11 protein-coding genes are annotated in these 11,766 nt (G+C 70.8%); 5 read left to right on the top strand and 6 right to left on the bottom strand.

From position 1 onward, the window contains the following. Window positions 1–16: 16 nt before the first annotated feature. Window positions 17–1,555, top strand: a complete 1,539-nt coding sequence (locus ACTJI8_RS09195; RefSeq protein WP_440733116.1) for an NCS2 family permease — start codon at window positions 17–19, stop codon at window positions 1,553–1,555. A gap of 92 nt (window positions 1,556–1,647) precedes the next feature. On the opposite strand, the gene ACTJI8_RS09200 is transcribed toward ACTJI8_RS09195, so the two are convergent. The 5 genes from ACTJI8_RS09200 to ACTJI8_RS09220 all read right to left on the bottom strand — a co-directional run bounded on the left by ACTJI8_RS09200 (window position 1,648) and on the right by ACTJI8_RS09220 (window position 8,736). Beyond that, window positions 1,648–2,265 (bottom strand): nucleotidyltransferase family protein, encoded by a 618-nt coding sequence (locus tag ACTJI8_RS09200; protein WP_440733117.1) that lies wholly within the window; start codon window positions 2,263–2,265, stop codon window positions 1,648–1,650. Further along, window positions 2,262–5,345 carry a molybdopterin-dependent oxidoreductase gene (locus tag ACTJI8_RS09205; protein ID WP_440733118.1) on the bottom strand — a complete coding sequence of 1,028 codons (3,084 nt, stop codon included), beginning with the start codon at window positions 5,343–5,345 and terminating at the stop codon, window positions 2,262–2,264. Before ACTJI8_RS09205 ends, ACTJI8_RS09200 begins: the two co-directional genes overlap by 4 nt. Next, entirely contained in the window at window positions 5,342–6,328 is a 987-nt protein-coding gene (locus tag ACTJI8_RS09210; RefSeq protein ID WP_440733119.1) for an FAD binding domain-containing protein, read from the bottom strand. The genes ACTJI8_RS09205 and ACTJI8_RS09210 overlap by 4 nt, the downstream gene beginning before the upstream one ends. Beyond that, window positions 6,319–7,632, bottom strand: coding sequence for an XdhC family protein (locus ACTJI8_RS09215; RefSeq protein ID WP_440733120.1), 1,314 nt, complete (start codon window positions 7,630–7,632; stop codon window positions 6,319–6,321). Before ACTJI8_RS09215 ends, ACTJI8_RS09210 begins: the two co-directional genes overlap by 10 nt. Before the next feature lie 339 nt (window positions 7,633–7,971). Continuing rightward, entirely contained in the window at window positions 7,972–8,736 is a 765-nt protein-coding gene (locus ACTJI8_RS09220) for a class I SAM-dependent methyltransferase (protein WP_440733121.1), read from the bottom strand. 161 nt (window positions 8,737–8,897) lie between these two features. On the opposite strand from ACTJI8_RS09220, the gene ACTJI8_RS09225 reads away from it, so the two are divergent. From ACTJI8_RS09225 to ACTJI8_RS09240, 4 genes are all read left to right on the top strand, one after another. Then, the gene (locus ACTJI8_RS09225; protein WP_440733122.1) at window positions 8,898–9,611 is read left to right on the top strand and encodes a response regulator transcription factor; all 714 of its coding nucleotides are present in this window, start codon (window positions 8,898–8,900) and stop codon (window positions 9,609–9,611) included. Next, window positions 9,608–9,898, top strand: coding sequence for a hypothetical protein (locus ACTJI8_RS09230; protein ID WP_440733123.1), 291 nt, complete (start codon window positions 9,608–9,610; stop codon window positions 9,896–9,898). Before ACTJI8_RS09225 ends, ACTJI8_RS09230 begins: the two co-directional genes overlap by 4 nt. A 7-nt stretch (window positions 9,899–9,905) precedes the next feature. After that, window positions 9,906–10,232 (top strand): DUF7882 family protein, encoded by a 327-nt coding sequence (locus tag ACTJI8_RS09235; protein ID WP_440733124.1) that lies wholly within the window; start codon window positions 9,906–9,908, stop codon window positions 10,230–10,232. Window positions 10,233–10,345: 113 nt separating this feature from the next. Beyond that, a complete protein-coding gene (locus ACTJI8_RS09240) occupies window positions 10,346–10,849 on the top strand; it encodes a tetratricopeptide repeat protein (RefSeq protein WP_440733125.1) in 504 nt (167 codons plus the stop codon). Between the two features lie 32 nt (window positions 10,850–10,881). On the opposite strand, the gene xdhC is transcribed toward ACTJI8_RS09240, so the two are convergent. After that, a complete protein-coding gene (gene xdhC, locus ACTJI8_RS09245) occupies window positions 10,882–11,709 on the bottom strand; it encodes a xanthine dehydrogenase accessory protein XdhC (protein WP_440733126.1) in 828 nt (275 codons plus the stop codon). Between the last annotated feature and the right edge of the window lie 57 nt (window positions 11,710–11,766).

Here is an 11,766-nt window from a genome sequence, read left to right on the forward strand (position 1 = left end):
GAATCAGGAGCAGACAATGACGTCATCCACTCCCACCCCCGAGACCGAGGGCATGCCCACCGTCTCCGGCGGTGACGTGTTCTCCCGCACGACACAGGACCTGCCGCCGCTGAAGACCGGCGCCAGCACCACGGTGGACGCCGAACCGAAGAACGCGTTCGACAGGTTCTTCGAGATCACCCGCCGCGGTTCGACCATCGGCCGTGAGATCCGCGGCGGCATCGTGACCTTCGTCACGATGGCCTACATCGTGATCCTGAACCCGCTGATCCTCGGCGGCACCAAGGATGTCGCGGACCACGCGCTCAACGCCGCGCAGATCGGCGCCGCGACCGGCCTCACCGCCGGCGTGATGACGATCCTGTTCGGCGTGATCGCCCGCCTGCCGTTCGCGCTCGCCGCGGGCCTGGGCATCAACTCCTTCCTCGCCGTGTCGGTCGTCGGCCAGGTCACCTGGCAGGAGGCCATGGGCCTGGTCGTGATCAACGGCGTGCTGATCGTGCTGTTCGGAGCCACCGGCATCCGGACGGCGATCTTCAAGGCCGTGCCCCAGGCGCTCAAGGCCGCGATCACGGTCGGCATCGGCCTGTTCATCGCCTTCATCGGCTTCGTCGACTCGGGCTTCGTGAACCGCACGCCCGCCGGCCCGCCGGTGCAGCTGGGCGTGGGCGGATCCATCACCTCCGTCCCGACACTCATCTTCCTGCTCGGCGTGGTCGTCATCGCGATCCTCGTGGCGCGCAAGGTACCCGGCGGCATCCTGATCGGCATCGTCGCGACCACGATCGTCGCGCTCATCGCACAGGCGGTGCTGCAGCTCGGCCCCTCGTTCAAGGATCCGAACGGCTGGCACATGACGATCCCGCAGCTGCCGAGCTCGTGGGTGACCGTCCCGGACTTCGGCCTCGTCGGCCAGTTCGACATGTTCGGCGCCTTCGGCCGGATCGGAGCGCTGTCCGCGACGATGCTGGTGTTCACCCTCGTGTTCTCGAACTTCTTCGATGCCATGGGCACCATGACCGGTCTCGCGAAGAATGCCGGCCTGGCGTACAAGGACGGCACGTTCCCGCGGCTGCGCTCGGCGTTCATCGTGGAGGGCTTCGGCGCCGTGGCGGGCGGTGCGACCTCGACGTCGTCGAACACGGTCTACGTCGACAGCGCCTCCGGCATCGGCGAGGGCGCCCGCACGGGCCTGGCATCACTGGTGGTCGGCGTGCTGTTCCTGCTGTCCATGTTCCTCACGCCGCTCACGCTGGTGGTGCCGATCGAGGTCGGATCCGCAGCGCTGGTCGTCGTCGGCGCGATGATGATGGCCCAGATCCGCGAGATCTCGTTCAAGAAGTTCGCCGTCGCGCTGCCGGCATTCCTCACGATCGTCACGATGCCGCTGACCTACTCGATCGCGAACGGCATCGGCGTCGGCTTCATCTCCTGGGCACTCGTGAACGCGCTGTCCGGACGGGCGCGCAAGGTGCACTGGCTGATGTGGGTGGTCGCCGCCGGCTTCGCGCTCTACTTCGTGCGCGGCCCGGTGGAGCAGCTGCTCGGACACTGAGCCCGACGATCCGAAGCCCCCGATCCGCGCTGCGGGTCGGGGGCTTCGGCGTTCACGCGTGCGTATTCCGGGGGCGTTGAGTGAGCCCGGAGTCAGCGAGGGGCGCGCAGCTCGGGCCAGCCGGCGAGGTCGGCGGGCTCGTCGATGTCGTCGCCGCGGCCGAGGTCGCTGCACTCGACGTCGTCGACGAGGTGCCGATTGTGTGCGATCCACGTGCGGGCCGCGGCATCGCCCTCCGCGAGGGCCGCGGCCGCGCAGAGGTCGCCGGTGTCGAACACCACGGGGTTCGCGGGGACGCCGTGCCACAGCGCGCGGGTCGCCCGCCCCGGCACGTGCGAGTCGAACAGCCGGCGGATCACGGGCGCGTCGACGCCGGGCTGATCCACGAGCAGCACGATCACGGCCTGCGGTGCGGGATCGGCCACGACGAGCGGCAGTACGGCGGCGCGCAGAGAGGCGGACATGCCCAGATGCGCGTCGTGCACCCTGACCACGTGCGCCGCGGGGCAGCGGCCGCGCAGCCAGCTGCGTGCCTCGCGGCCGGCCGGACCGACCGCGACCGTGACGCTGCAGCCGGCCTCGGCTGCGGCGCGCGCGGCGCGAGTGACCAGCACCTCGCCGTTCCACGGCAGCAGCGCCTTGGGGCCGCGTCCGAGGCGGGTGCCGTAGCCCGCGGCGAGCACGATGGCGTGCCTGAGCGGGGTCGTCATCGGTTCGTTCCCGAGATCTCGGTCGTTGAGCGAGCGAAGCGAGACGAGACGTCGCGCCCTCTCCGGGACCGCGTGTCGTCTCGGTCGCCTTCGGCCGGTTCCTGAGCTTGTCGAAGGGCGCTCAACGACCCCGGGAAGGGGAGCGACGCGTCGCGCTCCAGGATCGCGGCGTGGATCCGGTCGCGCGTGAAGGGCGTCACGGTCATCCGGATTCCGGTCGCGTCACGGATCGCCGCGGCCAGCGCCGGCGCGATGGGGTTGAACGGCGACTCGCTCATCGACTTGGCCCCGAGCGGGCCGAGCACGTCCGAAGTCTGCGCGAAGTGCACCTCTGAGCGCGGGATGTCCGCGAACGTCGGCACGTGGTACTGGCGCAGGATGTCCGACACGACGGTGCCACCGTCGTCCACGCGCACGATCTCATGCAGCGCGGCGCCGATGCCCTGTGCGATGCCGCCTTCGACCTGGCCCCGGCACTGCTCCGGGTTCACGACCACGCCGGCATCGGCGGCGTGGATCGATCGCAGGATCCGCAGCTCTCCGGTCGCCTCGTCGATCGCGACGCGGAACCCCTGCACGTTGAACGCGACCGAGCGCGGCGTACCGCCCCAGTACCCATTCTCCTCGAGCGCCCCGCCGTGAAGCTCCGCGTCGGCGGCGATGTCGGCGAGGGCGACCGACTGCTCGCCGCGGATCACGCGTCCTCCGGTCAGCACGCACTCGTCGACGGGGGCGTCGAGCAGCGACGCTGCCCGGGCGAGGATGCGCCCGGCCAGCGCGGTGGCGGCGGCGTGCGTGGCCCGGCCCGCGACGACGGTCCCGGTGGATCCGAAGGCGCCGGTGTCGTGCGGCACCAGATCCGAGTCGGACTGGCGCAGCCGCACGGCGCGCGTCGTCGTCTGCAGCACGGTCGCGGCGATCTGCTGGTGCACCGTGGAGGTGCCGTTGCCGAACTCCGCCGTGCCGACGTCCAGCCCGAACGCCCCGTCGGCCTCGAGCCGGATCACGGTGTGCGAATGGTGCCCGCGCGGGGGGACCGTGGCGATCATCGCGACGGCGGATCCCTCCCCGAGACGCCATCCCGGCACGAGTCCGGCGCGGTCCGTCTCCCGATCCCGCGCCAGGCCGTCGCGCACGATCTGCACGCATTCGTCCAGGCCGTAACTGCCGATGATGAGATCGGGCTCCTCGTGCGCGGCGATCATCGCGTCGTCCTGCCCGATCAGGTTCGCGGTGCGGAACGCGAGCGGATCCATACCCAGCCGCCGCGCGATCTCGTCGACGGTCGACTCGATCGCGAAGATCATCTGGCTCAGGCCGTAGCCGCGGAAGGCGCCGGAGGGGACGGTGTTCGTGTAGACGACATCGGCGTCGATCTTCTTCGCGGCCGCACGGTACACGGCGATGGACTCGCCCACTCCGTGGAACATCACGCCGGGGCCGTGGTTGCCGTAGGCGCCGGTGTTGGAGCGCACGTCCACGCCGATGCCGGTGATCCGGCCGTCCGCGGTCGCCCCCATGCGCACCCGGATGCGGAACGGATGCCGCACGCTCGTCGCCGTGAGCACCTCCTTGCGGGAGAACTCGACGCGCACCGGGCGTCCGGTCGCCATCGTCGCCAGCAGGGCCAGATCCTCGGTGAAGATCTCCTGCTTGCCGCCGAAGCCGCCGCCGACGCGGGCGGAGTAGACGCGCAGCTGCTCCTTGTCGATGCCGAAGATGCGGGCGAGCGTGCGCCGGGCGAGGAACGGCACCTGGGTGCTGCTGCGCACCACGAAACGGCCGTCCGGATCCTGCCAGGCGATGGATCCGTGCGTCTCGAGCGCCGTGTGCGAGACGCGGTGGGTGTGGAAGGTGCGGTCCTCGACGACGTGGCTCGCGGCGAGCTCTGCCGTGAGGTCGCCGGTCTCGGTGTGCAGCTCCATGACGACGTTGTCGTCGGGGCGGGCGACGCCCTCGGGGCCGTCGATCTCGTGACCGGCAGCCCGGTCGCGCCGGCCTCCCGGCGAGGCCGGGCCGTGCAGCGCCACGGTGCCTGGACGGTCGGCGCGCTCGGGATCCGTGTTCGCGGGCAGGACCTCGTACTCGACGTCAACCAGGCGCGCGGCGCGATCGGCGGCGCGCTGCGACTCGGCCACGACCAGGGCCACGCGCTGCCCGACGAAGCGCACGTACTCGTCGAAAACGCGGGTGTCGTAGGGGTCGTCGGCCTCGATCTCGTGCTGCGCCGTGGAGAACACCGTCGTCGGAGCGTCGTCGCGGCTGAGCACGCGCACCACACCGTCGGCGGCGAGGGCCCGCGTCGCATCGACCCGGACCACGCGCGCATGCGGATGCGGGCTGCGCACGACAGCGGCGTAGAGCAGCGGGCCGGGGAGCTCGGCGGGGTCGATGTCCATCGTGTAGCGGACGGTCCCCGTCACGACCCCTGTCGCGGCGGGCGCTCCGGTCGCACGGCCGACGCCGCCGGCGCTGTCGTCGATGTTCACGGCGCCGTGCACGGCGTCCTCGATCGCGCGGTATCCGGTGCAGCGGCAGATGTTGCCCTTGAGCGTACGGCCGAGGTCCTCCTCGGCGCCGGCCGGCATCGAGGCGACCGTGCACACCATCCCGGCCGTGCAGAACCCGCACTGGAATCCGGCGGCACGGCGGAACCGCTCCTGCACCGGGTGCGGATCCTCGGGTGTGCCGAGGCCCTGGACCGTGACGATGTCGCGGCCGACGGCACGATGCGCGGGGTACACGCAGCTGTGCACCGCCTCGCCGTCGACGATCACCGTGCACGCGCCGCAGTCGCCGCCGTCGCAGCCCTTCTTCACGCCGTACGAGCCCTGGTCGCGCAGCCAGGTGCGCAGGCACTGTCCCGGTTCGGGATCGACGGCGACGGCACGGCCGTCGAGGGTCGCGGTCGCGGTCGCGGCCATGGTCGCGCGGCCGGATCCCGGAGCGCCGGATCCGCAGATCGCCCCTCGTGAGACCCCACTTTCTGCATGAGACTCCCCGTCCGGCGTGAAGTCTCGTGCAGAATCCGCAGTCTCGCGCAGCGGGGGCCGGACGGTCCCGATGTTCTCGGCGGTCATCGTGCACTCCTCTCGATGCGCAGGTCGCCCGTGACCCGCCCGATCGCGTCGTCGACGCCGGTCGCGAGGCCCGGCAGCAGTTCCGCGAGGATCTCGTCGCCGAGGCGGTGCGTCATCCGCCGTCGCCAGGCGGGCTCGCCGTGGATGTCGTCGTACCAGCCGCGGGTGCGGTCGACCGCGGCGTCGATCGCGGTGCGCCAGGCCGCGCCGTCCGCACGTACCGCGAATCCGTCGCCCGCGGCCACGGCATCCGGATCCGCCGTCACGTCGAGCACGATGGGGTGGAACGTCGACGCGGTCACCGTGAGCCGCAGCGTCGAGGTCGAGGTGCGGCGTCCGATCAGCAGGGCGGCGGAGCGCCCGCGCTCGGTGAGCGAGATGCGGCGGAACGCGGACTCCTGCGCGAGCGCACGAACGGGCACGCGGAAGCTGCGGATCAGCTCGCCGTCGGCCAGGCGGGTGCGGGCGGGACCGACGACGAGGTCGGCCACGGGCGTGCGCCGCTCGGATCCGTCCGGGCACAGGATCACGGCGGTCGCGTCCCAGCTGCTCAGCAGTGAGATCATCGGCCCGGCCGGCAGCGCGGTGGCCACGTTGCCGCCGACCGTGGAGACATTCCAGATCTTCCACGACGCGACGAAGGAATCGCAGGCCGGCGGGATCAGATCCAGCCCGGGCAGGCTCCGGCGCGGCATTCCGCCGGGGAAGGGGTCGTCGGCGAGGGCGCGCAGATCCGCGATGCGGCACGTCGCCGCGATCTCCAGGATCCCGTGCTCCAGTGAACCCAGGCGGTCGCCGGTGTCGTGCCAGGTCAGCGGCGCCCAGCCGGCTCCCGTGATGTCGAGCAGCCGCGTGGGCGCGCCGCGGGTGATGTCGGTGCCGTACGAGAAGATCACGGTGCCGCCCGCAAGCCAGGAGTCGCCCGGGCGCCACTGTCCGGGGTCGGCGCACATCAGCACCTCGTCGACGCTCGTCACATCCATGTCAGGGCCTCCTTCGGCGTCGCGGTGCGTCGCGGGGTGACCGCGCAGCTGCGGCCGATGGGCGCTGCCGCGCGGCCGACTTCTGCGGCGACGACCCTCGCGAGCGGCTCCGCTCCTCGCCGTGCGCCGTCGTGCACGTCGCCGGTGGTGTCGCGGAGTCGGGCGGGCAGCGCTCGGCTCCCGACCTCGGCACGGGCGCTCGCCGGCGCGGATCCGGCTCGCGCGGCCGATTCCACGAGGATCAGCTCGGCGAGGATCGACACCGCGACCTCTGCCGGGGTGCGCGCGCCCAGGTCCAGGCCGATCGGCGAGTGCAGCCGGTCGAGGTGCGCGGCGGTGAGCCCGCCCGCACGCAGCTCCTGCACGCGCTTGTCGTGCGTGACGCGGGATCCCATCGCACCGACGTAGGCGACGCTGTGGCGCAGTGCGGCATCGAGCACGGGAAGGTCGAAGCGAGGGTCGTGGGTGAGGACGACGATCGCGGTGCGCGCGTCGATGCGGCCCGCGGAGAGTTCCGCCGTGAAGTGCTCGGCCGGGTGCATCAGCACGACCTCGTGCGCGCCGGGGTGGCGGTCGCGGGTGGCGAACACCGGCCGGGCGTCGCACACGGTGACGTGCCTGCCCAGTGCGGCGGCGGCCTGCGCGAGCGCTGCGGAGAAGTCGTTCGCGCCGTAGATGAGGAGCCGCGCGGGCGTCACGGTCGACTCCACGAGCAGGCGCCGCGCGACCGAGCACTCCGGCACCGCGCGGTCGGTGACGTCCACCACGTGCGTGCCACCGGTCCGCAGCGCCGCACGGATCCGGTCTGCCGCATCTACCGCGACGTGAGCGACCACGTCGGGAAGGTCTTCCCCGTCGAACGCCGCGCAGAGCGCGTCCGGGCCGAGCGTGATGCCGAGGCCCTCCGCGGTGAGGAGGGTGCCGGACGTGGTGTCGTGCAGCGGCAGCTCGCGGACCAGGTGCGTGCGGAACCGCGGGTCGACCGCGCCCAGCGTGCGCAGCGGCTGCACGAGCACGCGCACGTCGCCGCCGCACATCAGGCCGATCGACATGCCGTCATCGTCGGCGTAGCCGAAGGAGTGCAGCTCGGTCGCGCCGGACTCCAGGCACGTGAGCGCAGCATCGACGACGGCACCCTCGACGCAGCCGCCCGAGATGGACCCGATCGTGCGGCCGTCGTCGCGCACCGCCATCGACGTGCCGGCAGGGCGCGGGACGGATCCGGACACCTCGACGATCGTCGCGATCGCCCAGCGGTCCGGCTCGGTGAAGCACTCGCCGTATTCGTGAATGCGATCCAGCATGGGGCACCTCCCTCATCCAGGTGCCGGCCATCGGCTCCTGATCAGGCGGTGCATCGGGATGGTGCGGGAGGGGCCTGCACGGGGAGGAACTCCGGGTCACGATCCACGACGTCGCCGCCTGGGATGCCCGGTAGATGGTTCACTGTCGTAACCCGCCTAGGCCTGCGATGATTCTACGTCCCCGAGGCCCATCGTGCAAGACAAAAGTCCGCAATGCGGATTCAAGTTTCCGCTGTACGAACTTCGGCGATACCTGGGGTCGGCGCGCCCGCCCGCTCGCACGGTGCAGCGGTGTCGAACCTCGACCTCTGCGAACTGTGCGCCCGCGGTGCGGCGCGGTCAGATCCGCCGACCGCTGATGCTCATGGCACAGCCGAAGAAGTGCCGGCGCACCTCGATGCGCAGGCCGGCCTCCGCACGGAACGCCTCGACGGCACGGGAACCGTCGCCGAAGCCGGCGAGATAGCGGTGCAGCATCCGGTACTCCGTCGGGTTCGAGAGCAGCAGGATCCCTGCAAGCGGCACGATGCAGCGCAGGTACGTCCGGTAGAGCATCCGCAGCGGTCCGCAGTCGGGCTCGGTGACATCGATGAAGGCGAAGGATCCGCCCGGCTGCAGCACTCGCGCGACCTCGGACGCCAGGCGCTCCAGCTGTGCGGCATCGAACGTCTTCAGACCGTACGCGCTGACCACGACATCGACGGAGGCGTCCTTCGTCGACCCCGCCAGGGCGTCCTCCTGCCGCAGCCGCACACGCCCCCCGAAGCGGCCGCGACTGCGCGCCTCCGCCTGCGCCATCATCTGCGCCGAGAAGTCGACCGCGGTGATCTCCGCCTGCGGGAGCCGGCGCTCGATCTCGGCCCAGGTCTCGCCCCGTCCGCTCATCAGGTCGAGTACGCGACGGGGGGATCCGCTGGCGTGCACCAGGCCGAGCAGCTGTCGTCGCCACAGCGTCGAGAATCCCAGGGACAGGGCGATGTTCATCCGGTCGTAGGAGGCGGCCATGCGGTCGAACAGCCGACGCACGTCCTCGGGATCGAAGAGCGGATCGGCGGGCGCGGGGCTGGTCGTCGCGCTCGTGGTGCTCTCCAGGATCTCGGTCATGGGTTGACGATACAACAGGAACTGAACATGTTCAATAATGACGAGGGTCGATTACACCCCTAGGGGTGAAGACAGCCGCCCGACCGATGAATAGCGTTGAGAGCGTTCAAGGCAGCGACTGGATCGTCTGACCGATCCCTCACGAGGAAGCGAGAGTGGAGATGAATCCTCTCCCGGTCGGAGATTCGAAGGCGTTGCGGGTCGCTCTGGTGAACGACTACGAAGTCGTCGTCCGCGGACTCGCCGCGATGCTGCACGCCTATCAGGACGTCGTCCAGGTCGTCGAGCTGGATCTGAACAAACCGGTCGCGGAAGTCGTCGACGTCGCCCTGTACGACACCTTCGCGTCGACGCAGGGTGACCGCGCCGATGTCCACGACCTCGCGGCGAATCCGCGAGTCGGGCGAGTCGTGGTGTACTCGTGGAACCTCGATGACGTGTTGATCAATGCCGCGATCACCAACGGTGCCGGCGGCTACGTGTCCAAGGGCGTCCCCGCGAGCCAGCTGGTCACCGCCCTGCAGCAGATCTGCGCCGGGGGCCCGCAGGTCTGGGTGGGCACGCAGGGGAGGCCCGCGATCACGGTGGGCGACTGGCCCGGCCGCGAGGAAGGGCTCACCGCCCGGGAATCCGAAGTCCTGGCGCTCATCACCCAGGGCCTGTCGAACGCGAAGATCGCCGACCGCACCCACCTGTCGATCAACTCGGTCAAGACATACATCCGATCCGCGTATCGGCGTATCGGTGCGACGTCCCGCACGGAAGCGGTCCTCTGGGGTGTGGAGCACGGCTTCCGGCCCGACCGGATGCGAGTCCGCCACCCGGAGGTCCCGTCATCGGACGACGGTGCCGAAGACGACGGGAGCGTCGCATGATGACGGCCGAGCTGCTCGAGCTGCACCAGATCACCGGGACGGAGTGGGTCATCCTCGACCGCCGCTACCCGGCTGATGACCCGCGGGCGACGGTCGCGAGCATCCTGCGGGCGGCCGACGGCGAGTGCGAGGTCACCTGGCTGGTCGACGTCGCGCTGCCCACCAGGTACGTCTGCCCGGCGAACGTCGTCGAAGACCTTCGCCGTGCGGTCACGCGCAGCGCGAAGCCGATCCCGATCCCTCATTTCGCGCCGGTCGGGATGCACCCTGCGCGGCGCTCGGGATAGGCGCCACGTGGGAACCATCTACTACGGCGGGTCGGCATCCCCGATCCACATCGAGGACCGCGCCCTTGCGCATCTCAAGATCGTGATCGCGACCAAGCTGCGCCGGGGCGAGAGCTTCACCGTGTCCTGGCCGCACTCGGAGGATCAGCCACCGGGGCGCAGCACGATCTGGTTGAACCCGGCTGTCGAGCTGAGGTTCGTCTTCGAGGAGCCCGAAGCACCCGAGCTGAGCCGGGACTATCTCGCGCAGCTGGCGAACTCCGCGAACTCATCGGGCGGCATACAGCTCACCGCCGAGGATGTCGGTCTCTGCGTGTGCTCGTCGCACCCGTGACGAAAGGAAGGGCGCCTGTCGATGATCTGCCGGTCGGATCCGGTGGCGCACGTGCCGGCGGGGAGACCGAGGGGAAGGCATCCGAGACGGCTAGCGTGGACGGAGGAGGACCCATGATCACCGACACCGTTCTGCGAACCCGACTCGACGAGATCTTCGCCGCCCGGGATCGCGGCCACATGGAGCCGACCATCGCGGCGTTCCTCGAGATCCTCGAGGAACATCCCGATGACCCTGCCGTGCTCTACGAGGTCGGCGGCGCCTATGACACCGACGGCCAGGAGGAGGTTGCGCTCGGCTACTACCGCCGGGCGATGGGGGCTGGTCTGGAGGGACGCTGGCTGCGGCAGTGCTATCTGCAATACGGCAGCACGCTGCGCAATCTCGGCCGCCTCGATGAGAGCCTGGCGGCGTTCGACGAGGGCATCGCGCTTTTCCCCGAATCGGAGTCGCTCGGCATCTTCCGCGCACTCACCCTGCACGCGATGGGCCGGCCCAGTGCCGCACTCGGCGCCGTGCTCACCGTGGTCGCCGACCGTTTCCCGACCGCGGAGGTGCAGCGCTACGAGGCGGCGCTCCGCGGCAACGCGGGCTACCTCGCGTCGCTCGACGACTGACCTCGTCGACCGCGGTGCTGGGCCGCGCGCTCTCAGTCCGTCGCGGCCGCCGCGTCGATGAGCTGCAGGATCCGGGCCGCGACGCTCACCGCGATCACCGCGGGCTGCTTGCCGGCGACCTCGGGGATCCCGATCGGGGTGGTCACCCGCGCGACATCCTCATCGGTCTGGCCCAGCTCGTGCAGCTTCTTCCTGAACCGCGCCCACTTCGAGGCGGATCCGATGAGGCCGACGGCCCCGAGGCCCGGGGTGCGCAGCGCCTGATCGACGATCGCCAGGTCCTCGACATGGTCGTGCGTCATGACCAGGACGTGCGCGCCGGGCGTGAGGTCCGCCAGTGCGGCCTCAGGGACGGGGGCGTGCACGACGCGCACCCGCGCCACGGCGTCGCCCAGCGGACCCCGCTCTCGGGGGATCCCGATCCGCTCCTCGGCCAGCATCTCGGCGCGCGAGTCGACGAGCATGAGCTCCAGCTCGTGCCGGGCGAGGATGCGTGCGAGCTCGAGGCCGACGTGGCCGAGGCCGAACACGGCGACGGTCGGGGTGACCCGGATCGGCTCCAGCAGCATGGTGACCTCTCCTCCGCAGCATTGCACCCCGTACTCCGTCACGGCCTTGTCGCTCAGCGTGAGCGCGAGCAGCTCGGGCTCCGCGGATCCGTCGGCGAGCATGCGTCGCGCCTGGTCGATCGCGGTCTGCTCGAGGTTGCCGCCCCCGACCGTGCCGTGCACGGCATCGGGGGAGACCACCATCTTCGCGCCGCCGTTGCGCGGGGCGTGGCCGCGGACGGTCGCCAAGGTCACGATCACAGCGGGGATCCGCCGCGACCGCAGATCCTGCAGCGCGTCCAGCCAGTCCATGGTGTTCCTTCTCTTCGAGTCGTCCCCCTGAGCACGAGCCATGAGTCGTTCTCAGGG

Origin of the sequence: Microbacterium sp. 22303 (genome assembly GCF_052045265.1) — a bacterium.
Lineage (GTDB): Bacteria > Actinomycetota > Actinomycetes > Actinomycetales > Microbacteriaceae > Microbacterium.

Excerpts from the sequence above, each read along its gene's own strand:
- ACTJI8_RS09205 (WP_440733118.1), bottom strand. The coding sequence starts at position 5,345 with ATGACCGCCGAGAACATCGGGACCGTCCGGCCCCCGCTGCGCGAGACT.
- ACTJI8_RS09230 (WP_440733123.1), top strand. The coding sequence starts at position 9,608 with ATGATGACGGCCGAGCTGCTCGAGCTGCACCAGATCACCGGGACGGAG.
- ACTJI8_RS09210 (WP_440733119.1), bottom strand. The coding sequence starts at position 6,328 with ATGGATGTGACGAGCGTCGACGAGGTGCTGATGTGCGCCGACCCCGGA.
- ACTJI8_RS09200 (WP_440733117.1), bottom strand. The coding sequence starts at position 2,265 with ATGACGACCCCGCTCAGGCACGCCATCGTGCTCGCCGCGGGCTACGGC.
- ACTJI8_RS09225 (WP_440733122.1), top strand. The coding sequence starts at position 8,898 with ATGAATCCTCTCCCGGTCGGAGATTCGAAGGCGTTGCGGGTCGCTCTG.
- ACTJI8_RS09240 (WP_440733125.1), top strand. The coding sequence starts at position 10,346 with ATGATCACCGACACCGTTCTGCGAACCCGACTCGACGAGATCTTCGCC.
- xdhC (WP_440733126.1), bottom strand. The coding sequence starts at position 11,709 with ATGGACTGGCTGGACGCGCTGCAGGATCTGCGGTCGCGGCGGATCCCC.
- ACTJI8_RS09195 (WP_440733116.1), top strand. The coding sequence starts at position 17 with ATGACGTCATCCACTCCCACCCCCGAGACCGAGGGCATGCCCACCGTC.
- ACTJI8_RS09215 (WP_440733120.1), bottom strand. The coding sequence starts at position 7,632 with ATGCTGGATCGCATTCACGAATACGGCGAGTGCTTCACCGAGCCGGAC.
- ACTJI8_RS09220 (WP_440733121.1), bottom strand. The coding sequence starts at position 8,736 with ATGACCGAGATCCTGGAGAGCACCACGAGCGCGACGACCAGCCCCGCG.